The organism is Streptomyces brasiliensis (genome assembly GCF_014647875.1).
GTDB classification, from domain to species: domain Bacteria; phylum Actinomycetota; class Actinomycetes; order Streptomycetales; family Streptomycetaceae; genus Streptomyces; species Streptomyces brasiliensis.
In genome coordinates, this window is record NZ_BMQA01000054.1 from 21,277 (window position 1) to 41,967 (window position 20,691).

General features: G+C 70.8%; 18 protein-coding genes. 12 read left to right on the forward strand and 6 right to left on the reverse strand.

The features are described from left to right. Positions 1–2: 2 nt before the first annotated feature. From IEZ19_RS39785 to cimA, 4 genes are all read left to right on the forward strand, one after another. Positions 3–1,022 (forward strand): agmatine deiminase family protein, encoded by a 1,020-nt coding sequence (locus tag IEZ19_RS39785; protein WP_189316278.1) that lies wholly within the window; start codon positions 3–5, stop codon positions 1,020–1,022. A gap of 9 nt (positions 1,023–1,031) precedes the next feature. Beyond that, positions 1,032–1,634, forward strand: a complete 603-nt coding sequence (locus IEZ19_RS39790; protein ID WP_189316279.1) for a TetR/AcrR family transcriptional regulator — start codon at positions 1,032–1,034, stop codon at positions 1,632–1,634. A 137-nt stretch (positions 1,635–1,771) separates the two neighbouring features. Further along, positions 1,772–3,073, forward strand: coding sequence for an MFS transporter (locus IEZ19_RS39795; protein ID WP_189316280.1), 1,302 nt, complete (start codon positions 1,772–1,774; stop codon positions 3,071–3,073). A 283-nt stretch (positions 3,074–3,356) separates the two neighbouring features. Further along, the gene (cimA, locus tag IEZ19_RS39800; protein ID WP_189316281.1) at positions 3,357–4,967 is read left to right on the forward strand and encodes a citramalate synthase; all 1,611 of its coding nucleotides are present in this window, start codon (positions 3,357–3,359) and stop codon (positions 4,965–4,967) included. A gap of 19 nt (positions 4,968–4,986) precedes the next feature. On the opposite strand, the gene IEZ19_RS39805 is transcribed toward cimA, so the two are convergent. After that, entirely contained in the window at positions 4,987–6,852 is a 1,866-nt protein-coding gene (locus IEZ19_RS39805; protein ID WP_189316282.1) for a ricin-type beta-trefoil lectin domain protein, read from the reverse strand. 248 nt (positions 6,853–7,100) lie between these two features. Here IEZ19_RS39805 and IEZ19_RS39810 point away from each other — a divergent pair, with 248 nt between their 5' ends. Together IEZ19_RS39810 and IEZ19_RS39815 are read left to right on the forward strand one after the other, a co-directional pair. Further along, positions 7,101–10,121: a glycoside hydrolase family 3 protein gene (locus IEZ19_RS39810; protein ID WP_189316283.1), complete on the forward strand. Its 3,021-nt coding sequence runs from the start codon at positions 7,101–7,103 to the stop codon at positions 10,119–10,121. 53 nt (positions 10,122–10,174) lie between these two features. Continuing rightward, complete coding sequence (locus IEZ19_RS39815) at positions 10,175–11,515, forward strand: hypothetical protein (RefSeq protein ID WP_189316284.1); 1,341 nt, start codon at positions 10,175–10,177, stop codon at positions 11,513–11,515. Here the strand turns inward: IEZ19_RS39815 and IEZ19_RS39820 are convergent. Next, on the reverse strand, positions 11,512–11,940 hold the full coding sequence (locus tag IEZ19_RS39820; protein ID WP_189316285.1) for a MarR family winged helix-turn-helix transcriptional regulator: 429 nt from the start codon (positions 11,938–11,940) through the stop codon (positions 11,512–11,514). The two genes, IEZ19_RS39815 and IEZ19_RS39820, sit on opposite strands and share 4 nt — an antisense overlap. A 340-nt stretch (positions 11,941–12,280) precedes the next feature. Then, on the reverse strand, positions 12,281–12,580 hold the full coding sequence (locus IEZ19_RS39825; protein WP_189316286.1) for a hypothetical protein: 300 nt from the start codon (positions 12,578–12,580) through the stop codon (positions 12,281–12,283). Positions 12,581–12,613: 33 nt separating this feature from the next. On the opposite strand from IEZ19_RS39825, the gene IEZ19_RS39830 reads away from it, so the two are divergent. After that, a complete protein-coding gene (locus tag IEZ19_RS39830; protein WP_189316287.1) occupies positions 12,614–13,069 on the forward strand; it encodes an FUSC family protein in 456 nt (151 codons plus the stop codon). Here IEZ19_RS39830 and IEZ19_RS39835 read toward each other — a convergent pair. Together IEZ19_RS39835 and IEZ19_RS39840 are read right to left on the reverse strand one after the other, a co-directional pair. After that, the gene (locus IEZ19_RS39835) at positions 13,026–13,691 is read right to left on the reverse strand and encodes a response regulator (RefSeq protein WP_189316288.1); all 666 of its coding nucleotides are present in this window, start codon (positions 13,689–13,691) and stop codon (positions 13,026–13,028) included. The genes IEZ19_RS39830 and IEZ19_RS39835 overlap by 44 nt on opposite strands. Then, positions 13,688–14,812 carry a sensor histidine kinase gene (locus IEZ19_RS39840; protein ID WP_189316289.1) on the reverse strand — a complete coding sequence of 375 codons (1,125 nt, stop codon included), beginning with the start codon at positions 14,810–14,812 and terminating at the stop codon, positions 13,688–13,690. Before IEZ19_RS39840 ends, IEZ19_RS39835 begins: the two co-directional genes overlap by 4 nt. 165 nt (positions 14,813–14,977) lie before the next feature. On the opposite strand from IEZ19_RS39840, the gene IEZ19_RS39845 reads away from it, so the two are divergent. The 3 genes from IEZ19_RS39845 to IEZ19_RS39855 are packed head-to-tail and all read left to right on the forward strand — an operon-like array spanning position 14,978 to position 18,167. Further along, positions 14,978–15,913 (forward strand): ABC transporter ATP-binding protein, encoded by a 936-nt coding sequence (locus IEZ19_RS39845; protein ID WP_189316290.1) that lies wholly within the window; start codon positions 14,978–14,980, stop codon positions 15,911–15,913. Next, on the forward strand, positions 15,910–17,430 hold the full coding sequence (locus IEZ19_RS39850) for a DUF1349 domain-containing protein (RefSeq protein WP_189316291.1): 1,521 nt from the start codon (positions 15,910–15,912) through the stop codon (positions 17,428–17,430). Before IEZ19_RS39845 ends, IEZ19_RS39850 begins: the two co-directional genes overlap by 4 nt. Then, positions 17,427–18,167 (forward strand): ABC transporter permease, encoded by a 741-nt coding sequence (locus IEZ19_RS39855; protein ID WP_189316292.1) that lies wholly within the window; start codon positions 17,427–17,429, stop codon positions 18,165–18,167. The genes IEZ19_RS39850 and IEZ19_RS39855 overlap by 4 nt, the downstream gene beginning before the upstream one ends. 319 nt (positions 18,168–18,486) lie before the next feature. Here IEZ19_RS39855 and IEZ19_RS39860 read toward each other — a convergent pair whose 3' ends face one another. Continuing rightward, positions 18,487–19,101 carry a YceI family protein gene (locus IEZ19_RS39860; RefSeq protein WP_189316293.1) on the reverse strand — a complete coding sequence of 205 codons (615 nt, stop codon included), beginning with the start codon at positions 19,099–19,101 and terminating at the stop codon, positions 18,487–18,489. A 296-nt stretch (positions 19,102–19,397) separates the two neighbouring features. On the opposite strand from IEZ19_RS39860, the gene IEZ19_RS39865 reads away from it, so the two are divergent. Together IEZ19_RS39865 and IEZ19_RS39870 are read left to right on the forward strand one after the other, a co-directional pair. Further along, the gene (locus IEZ19_RS39865) at positions 19,398–19,895 is read left to right on the forward strand and encodes a hypothetical protein (protein WP_189316294.1); all 498 of its coding nucleotides are present in this window, start codon (positions 19,398–19,400) and stop codon (positions 19,893–19,895) included. 325 nt (positions 19,896–20,220) lie between these two features. Further along, positions 20,221–20,691: carboxyl transferase domain-containing protein (locus tag IEZ19_RS39870; RefSeq protein WP_308429060.1), on the forward strand; the 471-nt coding region annotated here is incomplete at its 3' end.

The following is a 20,691-nucleotide window of genomic DNA, read 5'->3' on the forward strand; positions in this document are numbered from 1 at the left end:
GTATGACCTTCCGTATGCCCCCCGAGTGGGCCCCGCACGAACGCACCTGGATGGCCTGGCCCGGCCCCAATCCGACCTTCACCACCGACGCGGAACTGGCCGAGGCCCGCACCGCCTGGGCGGCCGTGGCCCGTGCCGTGCGCCGCTTCGAGCCGGTGACGATGGTGCACGGCCCAGGCCAGGGCGAGTCGGCGCGCGCGTTGCTCGGCCCCGACGCCGAGCTGGTGGAGCGCGAGCTCGACGACGCGTGGATGCGCGACATCGGTCCGACGTTCGTGACCGACGAGGAGGGCCGCCTGACCGCCGTGGACTGGGTGTTCAACGGCTGGGGCGGCCAGGACTGGGCCCGCTGGGAGCACGACTCCAAGATCGCCGGCCATGTCGCGGACCTGGCCGGGGCGCCGGTGCAGAGCAGCGCACTTGTCAACGAGGGCGGTGCGATCCACGTCGACGGTGAGGGCACGGTCCTGCTGACCGACACCGTCCAGCTCGGCGCCGGCCGCAACCCCGGCTGGACGCGCGAGCAGGTCGAGGCGGAGATCCACGCCAAGCTGGGCACCACCAAGGCGATCTGGCTCCCGCACGGCCTGAGCGGCGACTACGGCAGGTACGGCACCCAGGGCCACGTCGACATCGTCGCGGCCTTCGTGAGTCCGGGCACGGTGGTCGTGCACAGCCAGCAGGACCCGGCCCACCCTGACCACGTCCGCTCGCAGGCGTACCTGGAGATCCTGCGCGGCGAGACCGACGCGAAGGGCCGCCCTCTGGAGGTCGTCGAGGTCCCGGCCCCCACCGTCCTGAAGGACGAGGAGGGCGACTGGGCCGACTACTCGTACATCAACCACTACCTCTGCAACGGCGGCGTCGTGCTGTGCGGCTTCGACGACCCGCACGACGGGATCGCGGCCGGGATCTTCCGGCGGCTGTTCCCGCAGCGGAGCGTGACGCTGGTGGACGCCCGTACGATCTTCTCGGCGGGTGGCGGTATCCACTGCATCACCCAGCAGCAGCCGAGGATCTAGGAGCAGCGCATGGCCGGTGGGCGCAGGCAGGCCCCGCCCCGCGAGGAGGTCCTCGCCGCCGCCATGGGCATGATCGCCGAGCGCGGTCTGGAGAAGCTCACCATGGCGGCACTCGGCCACGAGGTCGGCATGAGCAGCGGCCACCTCATGTATTACTTCGGGTCCAAGGACGAACTCCTCCTGCGCACCCTGGAATGGAGTGAGGGCAGGCTGGGAGCCGAGCGCGGCCGGCTGCTCACCCGCGCCGCCTCGGCCCGCGAGCGCCTGGACGCCTACGTCGACCTGTACGTCCCCGACGGCCCCCGCGACCCGCACTGGACGCTGTGGCTGGAGGTCTGGAACCGCTCGCAGCACGCGGACGACGACGCGCGCGACCGCCAGGCCGCGATCGAGGGCGCCTGGCACCGCGATCTCGTCGCCCTGCTCGCCGAGGGCGTCTCGCGCGGCGAGTTCCGGCCGGTCGACGCGGATCGCTTCGCAACGAGGACGCGTGCGCTGCTCGACGGGTTCTCGATTCACGTCGCCATCGGGTTGCGCGGTACTGATCGGGAGCAAGTGCTGGCTCATGTACGGGAGTTCATCGGCGTCGCGCTTCTTGGTGATGGTGGCTAGCCGACGTCGGGCTTTCGGCGCTCGGTGACTGCGGGTGCTTCGTGGTTGCTCGCGCAGTTCCCCGCGCCCCTTCGGGGCGCTCCCCATCCCGGACGTAAAAGGAATCCCATGCTCCGTCACCGGGCAGGTAACGGCGCATGGGACGACAACACTGGAAGAGGATCTGGGTCGGCTCGGCGGGCAACATGGTCGAGTGGTTCGACTGGTTCGTGTACGCGAGCTTCGCCACCTACTTCGCCGGAGCGTTCTTCCCCACCGGCAACCCCACCGCCCAGCTGATGAACACCGCGGGCATCTTCGCCGTCGGGTTCTTCATGCGCCCCGTCGGCGGCTGGCTGCTGGGCCGGGTAGGTGACCGCAGAGGCCGTAAAGCCGCACTCACCCTGACCGTCACGCTGATGTCCGCGTCCGCCATCCTCATCGCCGTCGCGCCGACGTACGCCGTCGCCGGATACGGCGGCGCGTTCGTCCTGCTCGTCGCCCGCCTGCTGCAAGGTCTGTCGGTCGGCGGCGAGTACGCGGCCAGCGCCACCTACCTGACCGAGGCCTCGGACCCGCGCGGACGCGGCTTCGCGTCCAGCTTCCAGTACGTCTCGATGACCGCCGGCCAGATCGTCGGCCTCGGCCTGCTGATCGTCCTGCAGCGCACCATGTCGGACGAGGCGCTGCACAGCTACGGCTGGCGCATCCCCTTCGTGGTGGGTGCGCTCGGCGCCGCGGTGGTCTTCTATCTGCGGCGGACCATGCTGGAGACCGAGGTGTACGAGGAGGACACCTCCGGGGCCGAGGAGCGCGGTACGCTGCGCGCGCTGTGGCGGCACCGGCGGGAGGCGTTCCTGGTCGTCGCGCTGACCATGGGCGGCACGGTCGCCTACTACACGTACACCACGTACCTGACCAAGTACCTGTCGAACTCCGCAGGGCTGTCCAAGGAGACCGCGACCCTCGTCTCGTTCACCGCGCTGATCGTCTTCGCCTGTCTCCAGCCGCTCGCCGGGCGCCTGTCCGACCGCATCGGCCGCCGCCCGTTGCTGATCACCTTCGCGGTCGGCTCCACCGTCCTCACCGTGCCGATCATGACCCTGCTCAAGCGCGCGGACGGTTTCTGGCCGGCCCTCGGTCTGTCCCTGCTCGCCCTCGTCGTGGTCACCGGATACACCTCGATCAACGCCTGTGTGAAGGCCGAGCTGTTCCCGACGGGTGTGCGCGCCCTCGGTGTGGCCCTGCCGTACGCCGTCGCCAACGCCCTCTTCGGCGGCACGGCGGAATACGTCGCCCTGTGGTTCAAGAACGCCGGAATCGAGTCCGGCTTCTCCTGGTACGTGGCGGGCTGTACTGCTGTATCCCTTGTGGTGTACATCACCATGCGGGAGACCAAGGACCTGGATCTGGCGCGGGTGAAGGCCCGCGAGGCGTCCACCCCGACGCCCGCATCCTGAGACGGACCGTGAGCGGGGGGCGGACTGTGCCAGACTGCCCTCGTGCTCTCGTTCGCCACGATTATTGGCAGCAGGCGCGCCGGTCCGCAGTGACCGCCACGTACGACCAGGTACGGGTGGCCACCGTCGTCCTCGACCCGCGCGCAGACCTCTCGCACCCGCGAGGGGTTTTTTCGTTTCCCGGCCCACATTCAGCCGGGAACGGAGCGCGAGGGACCATGGGGGGACGGTGGAGCCGGTCATTCCGGTACGACCGATTTTTCAACACAGGAGCGTTCAGACCATGACCGAGACGGCAACCAGCGAGCTCGACGACTCGTTCCACGTCTTCGACACCACGCTGCGCGACGGCGCCCAGCGCGAGGGCATCAACCTCACCGTCGCGGACAAGCTCGCCATCGCACGGCACCTGGACGACTTCGGCGTCGGCTTCATCGAGGGCGGCTGGCCCGGCGCGAACCCGCGCGACACCGAGTTCTTCGCCCGCGCCCGGCAGGAGATCGACTTCAAGCACGCCCAGCTGGTCGCCTTCGGCGCCACCCGCCGCGCCGGTGCCAAGGCTTCCGAGGACCCGCAGGTCAAGGCGCTCCTGGACTCCGGCGCCCCGGTGATCACCCTGGTCGCCAAGTCGCACGACCGGCATGTGGAGCTGGCGCTGCGCACCACGCTCGACGAGAACCTGGAGATGGTCCGGGACACCGTGTCCCATCTGCGTGCGCAGGGCCGCCGGGTCTTCGTCGACTGCGAGCACTTCTTCGACGGCTACCGCGCCAACCCCGAGTACGCCAAGGCCGTCGTCCGCGCGGCCTCCGAGGCGGGCGCGGACGTCGTCGTCCTGTGCGACACCAACGGCGGCATGCTGCCCGCCCAGGTCCAGGCCGTCGTCTCCACCGTCCTCGCGGACACCGGCGCCCGGCTCGGCATCCACGCCCAGGACGACACCGGCTGCGCGGTGGCCAACACCCTCGCCGCCGTCGACGCGGGCGCGACCCACGTCCAGTGCACGGCGAACGGCTACGGCGAGCGTGTCGGCAACGCCAACCTCTTCCCGGTGGTCGCCGCTCTCGAGCTGAAGTACGGCAAGCAGGTGGTGCCCGAGGGCAGGCTGCGCGAGATGACGCGGATCAGCCACGCCATCGCCGAGGTCGTCAACCTCACGCCGTCGACGCATCAGCCGTACGTGGGAGTCTCGGCCTTCGCCCACAAGGCGGGCCTGCACGCCTCCGCGATCAAGGTCGACCCCGACCTGTACCAGCACATCGACCCCGTGCAGGTCGGCAACACCATGCGGATGCTGGTCTCCGACATGGCGGGCCGCGCGTCCATCGAGCTGAAGGGCAAGGAGCTCGGCATCGACCTCGGCGGCGACCGCGAGCTGGTCGGCCGGGTGGTGGAGCGCGTCAAGGAACGGGAACTGCGCGGCTACACCTACGAGGCGGCCGACGCGAGCTTCGAACTCCTGCTGCGCGCCGAGGCCGAGGGCAAGCCGCTGAAGTACTTCGACGTGGAGTCCTGGCGGGCCATCGTCGAGGACCGCCCCGACGGCACCCACGCCAACGAGGCCACCGTCAAGCTCTGGGCCAAGAGCGAGCGCATCGTCGCCACGGCGGAGGGCAACGGCCCGGTCAACGCCCTGGACCGCGCCCTCCGCGTGGCGCTCGAACGGATCTACCCCCAGCTGGCCAATCTCGACCTCGTCGACTACAAGGTCCGCATCCTCGAGGGCAAGCACGGCACCCAGTCCACGACCCGCGTCCTCATCTCCACCTCCGACGGCTCCGGCGAGTGGTCGACGGTCGGCGTGGCGGAGAACGTGATCGCGGCGTCCTGGCAGGCCCTGGAGGACGCGTACACCTACGGCCTGCTGCGCGCGGGCGTGGAACCGGCCGAGTAGACGGGCGCCACGCCTCGCGTCACTGCAGCGTCCACTTCTGGTTCGCGGCGCCCGTGCAGGTCCAGATCTGGGCCCGGGCGCCGTTCGCGGTGGAGTTGTCGGTCACGTCGAGGCACTTGTCGGCGGCGGTGTTCACCACGTCGTGCGTGGACGCGTTGTACGACCACCGTTGCGCTCCGGTCCCGTTGCAGTCGTAGAGCTGGACCTTCGCGCCGTTCGCCGTCGACGCCGACGTCACGTCCAGGCACTTGCCGAGTGCCTGGACCGAGCCGTCGGCCTGGACGGTCCACTGCTGGGCCGCCGAGCCGTTGCAGTCGTAGAGCTGCACCGCCGTACCGTTCGTGCTCGAACCGCCGGCCACGTCCAGGCACTTGCCCGCGAGCCCGACGAAGGATCCGCTCCGGCTGCCGCCGCCCGACTGCGTGCCGGACCAGGTGAACGTCGCCGACGTCTTGCCCGGCAGTGAGTAAGTGGCGTGCTGCGAGCCCCAGCCGATCGTGACCGCCCTGGCGCTCGTCGCGTCGTTGTACGCGATCAGCGCCTTCGAGCCGTCGGGGTTGCGCCAGGCCACGTTGGGCACGGCCGAGGATGCCGTCGAGGCGATGCGCTGGGCACCTGGGCGCACGAACTTCGTCAGATGGCCCATCGTGTAGTACTCGACGGTGTAGTCGACCGTCCCGCTCGCGCCGTCCCCGTCGTGCACGGTGATCAGACCGGTGCAGGTGCCGCAACCGCCGTTGTGCGGGCCCATGTTCTGGTCCACGGCCAGCGACCACTTGGTCACCGACTTCGCCCAGTTGCGCGTGTAGTCGACGATGTCGAGCATGTCCTCGCGCTGCTGGTCGGCGATCCAGGTGCCGCCCGAGTGCTCGGTGCCGAACGCGTCCAGTGAGGGGTACTGGTTGTGCACGGTGGTCTGCTCGGCGACGTCACCGCCGTACCCGTGCCAGGCGATGCCGCCGAAGTTGGGGTGGTTGCGGATCGACGGGTCGTCGACGCTCAGGGCCGCGTACGAGTCGTACACGTCCCAGTTCCAGTCGTGCGCCAGTACCTTCGTCGACAGACCCGCCGCCTGGAGCTTCGGCAGCAGCTCGCTCTTGAGGAAGTACTGGATCCCGCTCGCGTTCCAGCTCATCGACGGGTAGCCCGAGCAGCACGTCGGCTCGTTCTGCGGGGTCACGTACGAGACGTCGACGCCCTGGTCGCGGTAGGCCTGGAGGTACTTCACGAAGTACGAGGCGTACGCCCCGTAGTCCTCCGCCTTCAGCCAGCCGCCGTTGAGCTGCCCGCTGTCCTTCATCCAGGCCGGCGCCGTCCACGGCGAGGCCATCACCGTCAGGGACGGGTTCAGCTGGAGCGCCTGTTTGGTCAGCGGCACGACGTCCGCGAGGTCGTGGGAGATGCTGAACTTCGTGAGGTTCGGGTCGGTCTGGCCCGCCGGGACGTCGTCGTACGTGTACCCGAAGCGGGCCAGGTCCGAGGCGCCCATCGGGTTGCGCAGGAACGACAGCCCGATCCCGTCCGTCGGCGAGAACAGCTTCCGCATCGTCGCGTCCCGCGTCGCCTGCGACAGCGCCCCGCTGCTGTTCATCAGCCAGGCCGCCGTGTCCGTGAAGGACGCGCCGCCGCCGGTGAAGGTCTGGTAGCGGGTGTTCTCGTCGACGGTGATGTTCTCACCGCTGCCGCCGGTGCCCGACTGGAAGGCGAACGGCGTCTGGGCCTGGAGCCCACGGACCACATGGCGTCCGGCGGAGTCGTCGGTGGTGGTCAGATACGCGGTCACCTGCTCGCCCGCCGCGTGCGCGGACGCGGTCACCGCCGTGAGTCCGGCCGTGGTGAGCAGCCCGGCGAGGAGCAGCCCGGCCGCTCGTCTGGATCTCTTCATGGAGCGCCGCCTTCTGGAGGTGGGGGGATGAGAGGCATGCGAGGCGTGAGTAAATGACGGCGGCCAGGGCCCGTCAAGGGGTTGCGCGTTCAGGGTCCGAAGGAACAAATCCCCTGATGCGGACGGGAATTGAGTCTGTACCGGTTCTGACGTGAAGTATTGACGGCTTTCCGGGCCGCGAGTTAACTCACGTCGTGATCTAAGTCATGAGTGAATTCTGCGAGTCCCCGAGAGCCGAGGGAAGGTCCATGCGAAGAACCGCCCTGCTCGCGTCCGTCGCTCTACTGGCCGCTCTGATCCCGCTGACCGCCGCCGGCACCGCGTCCGGCGCCGACGACCCACCGCCGACCCCCGTCGACCGCTTCGAGGGCGAGGTCCCCTTCGCCGCCCAGCCCGCCGAGGGCATCTTCACCTGGGGCAGCGACGGCGACGACCCGCCGGCCCTGCAGTTCGCGGACCGCGCCGACGCCCCCGAGGGCGCCAAGGTCCTCGCGGGCACGTACGACATCAGCGGCTACGGCGGCTTCACCCACGACTTCGCCGCGACCGAGCCCGCGCACGACTGGTCCGCGCACAAGGGCATCCGTTTCTGGTGGGACGGCCAGGACAACGGAAAGAAGATCGCCTTCGAGATCAAGGACGGCGGCGCGAACGGCGAGGCCTCGGAGCTCTGGACGACATCCTTCACCGACGACTTCACCGGCTGGAAGCAGATCGAGATCCCGTTCACCGACTTCACCTACCGAACGGACTACCAGCCCGTCGGCGGCATCGACCACGTCCTCGGACTCACCGGGATGTGGGGGTACGCGCTCACGCTCCCGGTCGGCGTCCAGGGACAGTTCGCCATGGACGACGTGGAGTTGTACGGCAGGGCCGACCAGTCGCTGCGCGCCTCCGTCACCGCCGACTCCGCCGTCCACACCGTCACCGAGGGCGGCACGGCGACCGTGAAGCTCTCCGTGGCCACCACCGGCGCCACCCCGCTCGACGAGCCGGTGACCGTCACCTACGAGACGGCCGGCGGCACCGCCGAGCCCGGCAAGGACTACACCCCCGTCTCCGGCACCCTCACCTTCCCGGCCGGCACGGCCTCGGGCGCCGCGCAGACCGTCAAGGTGCCGACGCTCAAGGACAAGTCGGCCGAGGCCGCCGAGACGATCCCCCTGAAGCTCACGGTGACCGGCGCCAAGGCACCCGCCGAGACCCCGCAGGTCGTCATCGACGCACACGGACTGCCGTACCTGAACAGCAAGTTGCCCGTCAAGAAGCGGGTCGCGGACCTCGTGGGACGCCTGTCCCTGGAGGAGAAGGCCGGCCAGATGACGCAGGCCGAGCGCGGCGCGGTCGGCAACGGAGGCGACATCGCGACGTACGCCCTCGGCTCGCTGCTCTCCGGCGGCGGCTCCACGCCGACGCCCAACACCCCCGAGGCCTGGGCGAAGATGATCGACGCCTTCCAGCTGCGGGCGCAGGCCACCCGGTTCCAGATCCCGCTGATCTACGGCGTGGACGCGGTCCACGGCCACAACAACCTGGCCGGTGCCACGATCATGCCGCACAACATCGGCATCGGCGCCACCAGGGATCCCGGGCTCGCCGAGCGGACGGGATCAGTGACGGCGGCCGAGGTCCGCGCGACCGGCGTCCCCTGGGACTTCGCGCCCTGCCTCTGTGTCACCCGCGACGAACGCTGGGGCCGCTCCTACGAGTCCTTCGGCGAGGATCCGGCGCTCGTCGAGTCCATGGAGACCGTCATCCAGGGTCTTCAGGGGCGGGCCGACGGACGGGACCTGAGCCGTGCCGACAAGGTGCTGGCCACCGCCAAGCACTTCGTCGGCGACGGCGGCACCGAGTACGGCTCGTCCACGACGGGGACGTACACGATCGACCAGGGCGTCACCAAGGTCACCCGGCAGGAGTTGGAGGCCGTCCACCTGGCGCCCTACCAGACCGCGGTGGACCGGGGGATCGGAACGGTCATGCCGTCGTACTCCTCCCTGGACATCCTGGGCGACGGCCAGGGCCCGGTGAAGATGCACGCCCGCGCGGACATGATCAACGGCGTGCTCAAGGGCCGCATGGGCTTCGACGGCTTCGTCATCAGCGACTGGAACGCCATCGACCAACTGCCCGGTGACTACGGCTCCCACGTCCGCACGGCCGTCAACGCGGGCGTCGACATGATGATGGTGCCCTACTCCTACAAGGACTTCAGCGCGGCACTCGTCGCCGAGGTGAAGGCCGGCCGGGTGAGTCAGAAGCGGATCGACGACGCCGTCTCCCGCATCCTCACCGAGAAGTTCCGGCTGGGCCTGTTCGAGCACCCGTACGCCGACACCAGCGGCGCCGCGGACATCGGCTCGGCGGCGCACCGGGCCGTCGCCCGCCAGGCGGCAGCGGAGTCGCAGGTGCTGCTGAAGAACTCCGGTGGCCTGCTCCCGCTGAAGAAGAGCCAGAAGGTGTACGTCGCCGGGTCCGACGCCGACGACATCGGCAACCAGACCGGCGGCTGGACCATCACCTGGCAGGGCTCGTCCGGCAACATCACCCAGGGCACGACGATCCTCCAGGGCCTGAAGAACGCGGGCGGCGACGTCACGTACTCCAAGGACGCCTCGGCAGCCACGTCCGGCTACGACGTCGGCGTGGTCGTGGTGGGGGAGACCCCGTACGCCGAGGGCGTGGGCGACGTCGGCAACGGCCACTCGCTCTCCCTGTCCGCCGCCGACCAGGCAGCCGTGGACAAGGTGTGCGCGGCCATGAAGTGCGCGGTGCTGGTCGTCTCCGGTCGGCCGCAGCTGATCGGCGACCGGCTCGGTGAGATCGACGCGCTGGTGGCCTCCTGGCTGCCGGGCACCGAGGGCGACGGCGTGGCCGACGTCCTCTACGGGAAGCGCGCGTTCACCGGTCAGCTGCCCGTCACCTGGCCGAAGTCCGAGGCCCAGCTGCCGATCAACGTCGGCGACGCCTCGTACGACCCGCAGTTCCCCTACGGCTGGGGGCTGACGACCCTCACCCGGACGCCGGAGGGCGGCGCCGCCACCCTGCGGGCGCTCGGCATCGCGGCGAGCGCGGCCGACCGGGCCGGCGCGGACCAGGCCGGGCGCGCCCTGGTCACCAAGGCGCGGCTGATCGTACAGGCGAAGGTGGGGCAGAAGATCACGGCGGCGGTGGCCGAGCCCTTCGCCGACGCGGACCATCTGCTGCTGACCGGGCGCTACGGGGCGGCCGTGCAGAAACTGACGGAGGCCTATCGGGCGTCATGAGGTGACACCTGGCTGAATGTCTCGAATCGGGAGGCTTCGGGTAGTTTCGAAGCATGAAGGCCGTGCTCCGGACTCGAAGCCTTCCGGCGCTCCTGCTGGCCGCCCTGACCCTGGTCGTCGCGACCCTGCTCGCGCCGTCGGCCGGGGCGGCCACCAGTATCTCCACCATCGCCGAAGCCCTCCGCAAGAACCCGGTCTACGTCGACCCGGCGGTCTCCCGAGAGCTGCCCGCGGCCGACGCGAAGGCCCTGGGCAAGCAGATCAAGGACGCGGGCAGTGCGGGCAAGCCCCTGTTCATCGCCGTCCTGCCCGCCGGCTATCCCACCCAGAGCCTGTTCGCCGATCTGCGCGCCGCCACCGGCATCACCGGCCTCTACGCCATCCGCCTCGGCGACCGCTTCGACGCCCGCGCCGACTCCTCGGTCGTCTCCCGCACCGCCGTGCAGAACCTGGTGAACAGCGTCCAGGGTGAGGACACCACGACCCAGCTGACCGACTTCACGGACCGGGCGCTCGCCGGCATGGGCGGCCGGGCGCCCGCGAGCTGGGGGACGACCGGTGCCGGCGGAGGCGTTCCCAGCACCGCGCTGATCATCGCGGGCGCCCTGGTGGTCGCGGGCGGCGCGGGCGCGTACGCACTGGTCCGGCGAGGCCGCCGACGCCACGAGGAGGAGCAGCGGGCGGCTTTGGAGCGGCTGCGGGTGGTCGTCGACGAGGACATCACCGCGTTCGGCGAGGAACTCGACCGCCTGGACTTCCACCCGGCTGAGGCGGGCGCCGACGACGCGATGCGCGCGGACTACGAGCGCGCGCTCGACGCCTACGAACAGGCGAAGACCTGCATGGCGGAGGCAGCGAAGCCCGAGGACGTCCGCGCTGTCACCCAGGCCCTGGAGGACGGCCGCTTCTCGCTCATGCAACTGGCCGCACGCCGAGAGGGCCGGCCGCTCCCGGAGCGCCGCCCGCCGTGCTTCTTCGACCCCCGTCACGGCCCGTCGGTCGCCGACGCCGCCTGGACCCCGCCCGGCGGCGCACCCCGCGAGGTCCCGGTCTGCGCCGCCGACCAGGCCCGCCTCGCCGACGGCCGCGACCCGGCGGTCCGGGAGGTCGACACGGACTACGGCCGCCGCCCCTACTGGGACGCGGGACCGGCCTACGGCCCTTGGGCGGGCGGCTACTTCGGCGGTGGCATCCTGCCCGGCCTCCTGGTCGGCACACTGCTGGGAAGCGTGATGTCGACACCGTCGTACGGCGCGGACTACGGCACCGGATACGGCGACTTCGGCGTGGGAGGCTACGAGGGCGGGGACATGTCCGGGGCGGACTTCGATCCCGGGGACTTCGGCGGCGGCTTCGGCGACGGCGGGGGAGGGGACTTCGGCGGGGGTTTCTAGGCCGGGGGCAGGTCCGCGAGCCGGTCGAGCAGGGCCGCCGCGAGGTCGAGCACGCCCCGCTCGGTCTCGCCCAGGGACGCCAGCGCGTCGGCGAGCCATGCGTCACGCTCCCGCATGTCCCGCTCCAGGGCGTGCCGGCCGTCGGCGGTGAGCGTGAGGAGCGACCGACGCCGGTCGGCCGTACCCGCTTCCCGCACGATCAGCCCCTCCGACTCCAGCTCCGCGAAGACCCGGGTGAGCGACTGCGGCCGCTGTCGCTCGGCCGCAGCGATCTCACCGGGCGTGGCGGGACCGTACCGGTGCAGATGGCCGAGGACGGCGAGCTGGTTGGGGCTGAGACTTCCCTCGCCGCGCTCCTGCCGCAACCGACGGTTGAGACGCACGACACCCCGCCGGAGACGGGCGGCTTCGGAGAGACGATCCATGCTCCAGAACTGTACGTGAACACTTACTACCTCTCCCACAAGATCCCCATAATATCTGCACAGTGACCGAAAAATTGATACGCAACGCGTACGAAGCCGGGCTCACCATGGCGGCCGTGCTGCTTGCCTGGGCCGCCACCCTCTGGCTGGAGGGCGTCGCCGGGCTGCACACGGACGCGGTGGTGCTGGCGGTGGCCCTGACCGTCACGCTCGCCAGGACTCAGCGCACGGCGGACGTGCGGGGGCGGCTCACGGCCTTCGCGCTGCTGCCCGCGGTGGCCGCGGTCTGCGCGCTGACGGGGCGGCTGATCGCCGCGCACTACGCGCTGGGTGCGGCCGTCTACACCGTCGCGATCTCCCTGGCCATCTGGATACGGCGGTACGGCCCCGCCGCCACCAGAGCGGGCACGCTGCTGACTTTGCCGCTGGTGGCGCTGCTGGTGGTACCGGGACCGGCGCTGCCGTCCGAGGCGCAGGGCGCGCTGGTGAGCTGGGCGTGGTCGGCGCTGATCGGGGTGCTGGCGTGCGGCTCGGTCTGGCTGGTGCAGGCGGTGGGGGACCGGTACGGCCCGTGGCCGGCCGGGCCCGAGGCGGAGGTGCGGCGCCGGCGCGCCTCGCGGCTGCGCCCTCGCCCCAGCACACGCATGGCCGTGCAGATGGGGTGGCGGTCGCCGTGGCCTTCGCCCTCGGCCGGCTTCTCTTCGACCACCACTGGCCGTGGCCGGTCCTCACGGCGTATGTCGCGGCGAGCGGCAACCGGGGCCGAACGGACGTCCTGCGCAAGGGAGTCGAGCGGCTGGTCGGCGCCTGCGCGGGCACGGTGCTGGCCACCGGGGTGGCGGCTGCCGGGATCTCCGGGCGGCCGTCGGTGACGGTGATGTTCGCGGTCCTGGCGGTCGCCCTGTGGCTGCGACCGCTCAACCACGCCTACTGGGCGGCCGGAATGACCACGGCCCTGTCGCTCCTGCTCGGCTACTTCGGCCAGGACGCACCGAGTCTGCTCCCCACCCGCCTGGCCGGCATCGCCCTCGGCGCGGCCCTGTCCGTCGCCGCGGCTTGGTCGCTGCTCCCGGTCGCGAGAGGGACTACGGCGAGCGCGGCACGACCAGTCCCGACTCGTACGCCATGACGACCGCCTGCGTCCGGTCCCGCAACCCCAGCTTGGACAGGATCCGGCTGACGTGCGTCTTCACCGTCTCCTCCCCGACGCGCAGCCTTCCCGCGACCTCCGGGTTGGACAGGCCTTGCGCGAGCAGCCGCAGCACCTCCGTCTCGCGCGGGGTGAGCAGGGCGAGCCCGGCGTCCGGCGCGGGGGCTTTCGGACGCAGCCGGGCGAACTCGGCGATCAGCCGCCGTGTGATCGCGGGCGCGAGCAGCGCCTCGCCCGCGGCCACGACCCGCACGGCGTCGAAGAGCCGCTCCGCCGTCACGTCCTTGAGCAGGAATCCGCTGGCCCCGGCCGCGAGGGCGTCGTACACATGCTCGTCGAGGTCGAAGGTGGTGAGGATCAGCACGCGCGGCGCGTCCGGCCCGCGCAGCTCGGCGGTCGCCCGGATTCCATCCATCACGGGCATCCGCACGTCCATCAGCACGACGTCGGGCCGCTGCTCCCGGCACACACGCACTGCCTCGGCGCCGTCGCGCGCCGTACCGACGACGCTGAAGTCCGGCTGGGTGGCGAGCAGTCCGGCGTACCCGGCCCGCACGACCTCGTGGTCGTCGGCGACGACGACACGGACACGCCTGGTCATCCGTGCAGCACCCCCGCACGGACGGGCAGCCGGGCCTCGACGACGAATCCGCCGCCGGGGGCCGGGCCGGTGCACAGGGTGCCCCCGGCGCTGGCGGCGCGCTCGCGCATGCCGATGAGCCCGTGACCGGGGTGGCCGGGAACCGGTCCGGGACCGTTGTCGCGCACGCGGATCGCCAAGTCGTCGCTTCCGTAGCGGAGTTCCACGTCCACGGCAGCCCCCGGCGCATGCCTGCGCGCGTTCGTCAGCGCCTCCTGGACGATCCGGTACGCGGTGACCTCGATACCGGGATCGAGCGGTGCCACGGGTCGGCTGACGATCAGCCTCGTATGAGCGCCGCCCGCGTTCCGCGACTCGTCGACCAGTTCGAGGAGCTGCCCCAACCCCGGCTGCGGACGCCGCTGCACCCCCGGATCCGCGTCCTCTCGCAGCACGCCGAGGAGCCGTCGCATCTCGGTCAGGGCGGTGCGCGCCGTGTCCCCTATGGCCAGCAGCCGGGTCGCGCCCTCGGACGGCAGCCCCGGGGTGGTCAGCCGGGCGGTCTCCGCCTGCACGGCGATCATGGAGATGTGGTGGGCGACGACGTCGTGCAACTCCCGTGCGATCCGGGCACGTTCGCCCCGCGCGGCATGCTCGAGCAGCGTGTCCGCGAAGGCCTGTTCAGTGGCGCTGTGCGCGAGCGCTGCGGAACGGGCGTGGTGTGCGATCCCCGTGGCCGCCGCGGCCGAGGCGAGCGTGGCGACGAGGACCGCGACGGCCCGAGTGACCCCCTGCTGTCCGGTCAGGCCGATGACGACGTACGGCACGACGAGCAGCCCCGCCGGCCGGGCAGCCCCGGTCCGGCCGAGGACGTACACGCAGGCCAGCTGGGCGATGATCCCGCCGACGGTGAGCGCCCGGAACGGCACGAGCGCCAGCACGCCGCAACCGCTCACCGTGAGGGTGGCACCGGCCCGGGTGACCCCCTCGGCACCCAGGACGAGAGCGAGCGGAAGCGTCGAGGCGAGGGCGAGCAGGAGCACGGTGGCGAAACCGCCCCGCGCGTCGCCGCCGCGGACGAGGACTTCCGTGACGGCGAGGACGGCGAGAGCGAGGGGGGCCGCCTGCTTCGCCCCCCGCACACGAAGTGCCGTCCACCCGCGCTTCCCCGTCACGTCCCCGGTCCCACCGACGTCGCCTCAACCACATCCGCCATTCTGCCGAGCCCCCCGTCCTGCGCATCCCCCACGTGAGGGACCTCCCCGGCGTGACGACACCCGGGTACCTCGCCCCTAGCCTCCCTCTCCATGAGCGATGCAACCATCGAAGTCCGCAACCTGCGCAAGCGGTTCGGCCGGACCCTCGCGGTCGACGGCCTCTCGTTCACGGCCGAGCCCGGCATGGTCACCGGCTTCGTCGGCCCCAACGGCGCGGGCAAGTCCACCACCATGCGGGCGCTCCTCGGTCTGGACGCCGCAGACGAGGGCGAGGCCCTCATCGGCGGCCGTCCCTACCACGCCCTGCGGACCCCCCTCCTGGAGGTCGGGGCGCTTCTGGACGCGGCCGCCCTGCACCCCAGCCGCCGCGGCCGTGACCATCTGCGCTGGCTCGCCCATTCCCACGGCCTGCCCATGAGCCGCGTGGACGAGGTCCTGGACCAGGTGGGCATGGACGCGGCGGCACGGCGCAGGGCGGGCGGCTACTCCCTGGGCATGCGCCAGCGCCTGGGCCTGGCGGCCGCTCTCCTCGGCGACCCCCCGGTCCTCCTCCTCGACGAACCGGTCAACGGCCTGGATCCCGAGGGCATCCAGTGGATCCGCACCCTCCTGCGCGACCTCGCCTCCGAGGGCCGCGCGATCCTCGTCTCCAGCCATCTGATGAGCGAACTCGAGGACACGGCCGACCACTTGGTGGTGATCGGCCGGGGGCGCCTGATCGCCGAAACGGCGGTCGCCGACCTCCTCGCCGCCGCCTCCGGGGACCGCGTCCGCCTGCGCACGAGCGCCCGCGCCGAGGCGATGGAGCTACTGGCTCGCGAAGGCGCCACGGTGGCCGTCACCGACCGCGACACGCTCACCGTCACCGGTATGCCCACCCAGCGGATCGTCGAACTGCTCACGGGATCGAACGTCCCCATCGCCGAAGTGGCCGCCCACCGTGCGACGTTGGAGGAGGCCTACATGGAACTCACCCGGGAATCGGTCGAGTTCGCTTCTGCGAGGAAGTCCGAGGCTGCCGAATGACGACCACGATCCCCCCGTACCGCTCCCGCCTCCACCCCGCCCGCGCCGGATTCCGCCACCTCCTGCGCGCCGAGTGGACGAAGTTCTGGACGGTCCGTGTCCGGCTGCTGGTCCTGGCCGTCGCGGCAGTCGTCACCGTCGTCATCTCCCAGCTGGGCGCGAGCGGCTCGCACAGCGAAGGTCCCGTCCAGGTCGTCACCGGTCCCGACGGCACGGTGGTCAACGACGCCTTCCACCTCACCCATCGCCCCCTCACCGGCGACGGCACCGTCACCGTCCGCGTCACCGGCCTGCGCAGTGCGGACGGCGGGGCACTGGAGTCCTGGGCGAAGGCCGGACTCATGATCAAGGCGAACCTCGAACCGGGATCTCCCTACGCAGCCGTCCTGACCACCCCCGACCACGGCATCCGCATGCAGTGGAACTTCACCGGGGACACGCCGGGCAGCGCTGCCGACGCCCCCCACTGGCTCCGCCTCACCCGATCCGGCGACCGCGTCACCGGCTATGACTCCACGGACGGCACGCACTGGCGCAAGATCAGAGACGTACGACTGAGCGGCCTCCCGCACACCACCCAAGTGGGCATCTTCGTGGCCACCCCCGCACACCAGGTGCTGCACCGCTCGTTCGGCGGCACGAGTGAGACGTTCGGCGGCGGAAAGGTCACGGGCACGTTCGACCACCTGGCGCTGCGCGGAACGCCTGCCTCCGCCGCATGGCGGAGCACGGACGTGGGAGGTCCGATGCCCAACGGCCCGAGGCGGGCCGACGCCGAGCAGGGCCGCACCACCACCGACGCCTCCGGCGAGCACACCCTCACCGGCCGCGGCGACATCGCCCCCGACGAGTCCGGTGGCGACACGGTACAGATGAGCTTCCAGGGGGTCTTCGTGGGCGTCCTGTTCATGGTCGCGCTCGGTGCCCTCTTCATGACCGGTGAATACAAGCGTGGGCTGATCCGTACGACGTTCACGGCGACGCCGGGCCGGATACGGGTGCTGGCGGCGAAGACCCTGGTGATCGGCTCGGTGACGTTCGCGGTGAGCCTGCCGGCGACGGCGGTGGCCTTCACCCTGGCCCAGTCGACGCTCCGAGCCAACGGCTACGAGCCGCCCCAGTTCCCCGACTACTCCCTCCTGGACACCCCGGCCCTGCGCGCGATCGTGGGCAGCGCGGCCCTGCTGTCGCTGGTGGCAGTCCTGGCACTGGCGGTGGGCGTACTGCTGCGCACGAGCGCCGGCACGATCGCCGCCGTACTCGTCCTGGTCATCCTTCCCCAGATCCTGGCCTTCGCTCTTCCGCTGCCCGCTGCCCACTGGCTGTTGCGGGTGACCCCGGCGGCGGCGTTCGCGATCCAACAGGGAGTGACGTACTACCCGCAGGCGGAGAACAACTGCCTGCCGGAGAGCGGCTGTTACCCGATGCAACCGGTGCACGGCCTGTTGGTCCTGGCGGCCTACGCACTCGTGGCCCTGCTGCTGGCGGCATGGCGGCTGCGCCGGAGGGACGCATGAGGTGGCTGCACGCGGAGTGGACGAAGCTCCGCACGGTGCCGAGCACGTGGTGGCTGCTGGGGGCGACGGTGGTGCTGACCGTGGTGGCGGGCGCGGCGGCGGCCTCCTCGCTCACGACGGAGGTGTGTCCGTCCCTCGAGGCCTGCCACGAGGACACGGTGAAGCTGAGTCTGACGGGCGTGTGGCTGGGCCAGTCGACGTGCCTGGTGCTCGGCGCGCTGTCGATGGGGTCGGAGTACGGCACGGGCACGATGCGTACGACGCTGACGGCGATGCCGGTGCGCGGGCGCGTGCTACTGGCCAAGGCGGTCGCACTGGCTCTGCCCACGGCACTGGCGGGAGCTGTGGCGGTCGTGACCTCTCTGTGGACGGCGAGCCGGATCCTGCGGGTGCAGGGCCCGCTGCTCCGGGCGGCGGTGGGCTCGGTCCTACTGCTCACGCTGGTGGCGCTGCTGGGCCTGGCCCTGGCGACGCTGCTCAGGGACACGGCCGCGGGCGTCACCGTGGGCCTGGGCCTGCTGTACGTCGTCCCGCTCTTGGCGGACATGCTTCACTCGCCCACCTGGCAACACCGCCTGCAACGCTGGGCCCCGATGCCGGCGGCCCTGTCCGTCCAGGCAACCCGCGACCTGGCCCGTCTGCCGATCGCCCCGTGGCCGGGGCTGGGGGTGCTGGCGGCGTACGCGACGGGGCTACTGGCGGTCGCGGGCGTGCTGTTCAGACTGCGCGACACGTGACGCTCAGCGGGCGACACGGCGCGGGAACTCGCTCCAGGTGGTGGGGGAGAGCCGTGGGGGGACCTGGAGTCACGGACGTGGAGGGTGGTGGGGGTGCCGGCGGCCTTCAGGCGATCGCCGTCCTGGCTGCCGCTTCAACACCCCCGCACACGCGAGGCGTTCCATCGCCGGGACCACAGATCGATCGGTCGGCGAGCGGAACCGGGGCAGTTCGTGTGGCCCGAGTTCACGGTGACCGTGGGGCCATCCGCCTCGGGCCGCCCTGGACCCGGGCCGCTCCGACCCGACGCGAGTCCGGTGGCGGATGTACGCCGTGGGATCACGCCTTCTTGATCGCGGAGATGTCGAAGTTCAGCTTGATCTTGTCGGACACCAGGACGCCACCCGTCTCCAGCGCGGCGTTCCAGGTCAGGCCCCACTCCGAGCGAAGGATCTCCGCCTTGCCCTCGAAGCCGACGCGCTCGTTGCCGAACGGGTCCTTGGCCGCGCCGTTGAACTCCAGGTCGATCGTGATCGGCTTGGTCGTACCGAGGATCTCCAGGTCACCGGTGATGCGGTAGTCGTCGCCGCCCAGGGCCTCCGCCTTGGTGGAACGGAAGGTCATGGTCGGGAACTCCTCGGCCTTGAAGAAGTCGGAGCTCTTCAGGTGGCCGTCACGGTCCGGGGAACCGGTGTCGACGCTCTCCATCTTGATGTCGATGGACGCGGTGGACTTGGCGGGGTCGGAGCCGTCCAGCTGCAGCGTGCCCTCGACGTCGTTGAACTTGCCCTTCACGTTCGTGACCATCGCGTGCCGCGCGACGAAGGCGAAGGTGGAGTGTGCGGCATCGATCGTGTACTCGCCGGTCAGCGCGGCCAGGTCGGGGTTGACGGCAGCCGGCGCCGCGGGTGCGCTGGTCTCGGGGGCGGTGTCCTTACGGCCGAAGATGCCCATGACGTGCTCCTTTGGGGGACGGGGCGCGGCTCCGAACGGAAGCCGCGCGGCATTCTGTTGAACATTCAAATACGCCAACGAGAGGGACGTTAGCCCTATTCCATTCAAGTTTCAACATCATCCGCAACGTGTCTCCGGTATTACGGCGGGTCATGACTTGGTCATGTCCGAGTCATGCCGTTCGTCCTCTGGCGAACGCGCGTAGAACTCGGGCACCATCTCCGTGCACCGCCTGCACAGCCGCCCCACAGGAAGCACGGTCGTCCGCAGGAAGGGTCCCCATGAAGTCGCGCCGCATGACGCTCCGCTCCGCGCTCACCGCCCTCGCCCTCGTCGTCGCCCCGGGCGCCGCCGTCGTCGGCACCGCCGGCGACGCCTTCGCCGTCACCAAGATCAGCCACGCCACCGCCACCTCGATGTTCCGTCAGGTCGGCATCACCTGGTCGTCCTCCGGCAACTGCTCTGACCGCAACAACTCCACGTGTACGTCCTTCGAGCAGCTCAACCTCCCCACCGCGCAGGGCGCGCAGACCCTCAAGCGGGCCAGCGGCTGCGCGCTCAACATCACCGGCGGCACCGAGACGGGCCACGCGAGCGGCACCTACTCGCACTGGAACGGCTACAAGCTCGATTACGGCAAGAACACCTGCGTCACCTCGTACATCAAGAACTACTTCACCTACATCGGCCTGCGCGGCGACGGAGCACCGCAGTACCAGTCCGGCTCGGGCAACATCTACGCCGACGAGGGCAACCACTGGGACGTCCTCTACTACAACTGCGGCGGCTGCTGAGCAGGGCACCCGACTCCCATTCGCTCCCGGCGGCGGTCGCGCTCCTCGCGGCCGCCGTCGGGCGTACCGCTAGGCTCTGCGTGGGCGAGCCGCGCCGCCCGCCGTTCGAGGTGCCGTGTCACTCCGGGGATGGCATGTGCGGTGCGCGAATGTGAGGTGGCCCGCAGATGACGGCTTTGTGGCACCTCTACAAGCGCGGAGCCCTCTGAGCAGTCGGAACGGCTGCATGCCGTGGTGGTTCTGTTCAGGGGTACCAGGAAAACGGTCCGGAGACTGTACGGAGTCGACGGCTCGCTTTCCTCGGTGTCCTTCGTAAGGTCGCTACATGACCGTTTTGGAAGAGAAGACGGGTGAGCCGACCGGCGAGCCGACGGACGCGCGCGGCCGGGTCGCGGAGCTGCACGAGATCCGTGCGCAGGCCGTCTCGGGCCCCAGCGAGAAGGCGACCGAGGCGCAGCACGCCAAGGGCAAGCTGACGGCCCGGGAGCGCATCGAGCTGCTCCTCGACCCGGGGTCCTTCCAGGAGGTCGAGCAGTTGCGCCGGCACCGGGCGAGCGGGTTCGGCCTGGAGGCGAAGAAGCCGTACACCGACGGTGTCATCACCGGCTGGGGCACGGTGGAGGGCCGCACGGTCTTCGTCTACGCCCACGACTTCCGCATCTTCGGCGGCGCGCTGGGCGAGGCCCACGCCACGAAGATCCACAAGATCATGGACATGGCCATCGCGGCCGGCGCGCCGCTGGTGTCGCTGAACGACGGGGCCGGCGCGCGTATCCAGGAGGGCGTGTCCGCCCTC

Coding starts and splice junctions, on each gene's coding strand:
- IEZ19_RS39785 (WP_189316278.1), top strand. CDS start 3: ATGACCTTCCGTATGCCCCCCGAGTGGGCCCCGCACGAACGCACCTGG.
- IEZ19_RS39790 (WP_189316279.1), top strand. CDS start 1,032: ATGGCCGGTGGGCGCAGGCAGGCCCCGCCCCGCGAGGAGGTCCTCGCC.
- IEZ19_RS39795 (WP_189316280.1), top strand. CDS start 1,772: ATGGGACGACAACACTGGAAGAGGATCTGGGTCGGCTCGGCGGGCAAC.
- cimA (WP_189316281.1), top strand. CDS start 3,357: ATGACCGAGACGGCAACCAGCGAGCTCGACGACTCGTTCCACGTCTTC.
- IEZ19_RS39805 (WP_189316282.1), bottom strand. CDS start 6,852: ATGAAGAGATCCAGACGAGCGGCCGGGCTGCTCCTCGCCGGGCTGCTC.
- IEZ19_RS39810 (WP_189316283.1), top strand. CDS start 7,101: ATGCGAAGAACCGCCCTGCTCGCGTCCGTCGCTCTACTGGCCGCTCTG.
- IEZ19_RS39815 (WP_189316284.1), top strand. CDS start 10,175: ATGAAGGCCGTGCTCCGGACTCGAAGCCTTCCGGCGCTCCTGCTGGCC.
- IEZ19_RS39820 (WP_189316285.1), bottom strand. CDS start 11,940: ATGGATCGTCTCTCCGAAGCCGCCCGTCTCCGGCGGGGTGTCGTGCGT.
- IEZ19_RS39835 (WP_189316288.1), bottom strand. CDS start 13,691: ATGACCAGGCGTGTCCGTGTCGTCGTCGCCGACGACCACGAGGTCGTG.
- IEZ19_RS39845 (WP_189316290.1), top strand. CDS start 14,978: ATGAGCGATGCAACCATCGAAGTCCGCAACCTGCGCAAGCGGTTCGGC.
- IEZ19_RS39850 (WP_189316291.1), top strand. CDS start 15,910: ATGACGACCACGATCCCCCCGTACCGCTCCCGCCTCCACCCCGCCCGC.
- IEZ19_RS39855 (WP_189316292.1), top strand. CDS start 17,427: ATGAGGTGGCTGCACGCGGAGTGGACGAAGCTCCGCACGGTGCCGAGC.
- IEZ19_RS39860 (WP_189316293.1), bottom strand. CDS start 19,101: ATGGGCATCTTCGGCCGTAAGGACACCGCCCCCGAGACCAGCGCACCC.
- IEZ19_RS39865 (WP_189316294.1), top strand. CDS start 19,398: ATGACGCTCCGCTCCGCGCTCACCGCCCTCGCCCTCGTCGTCGCCCCG.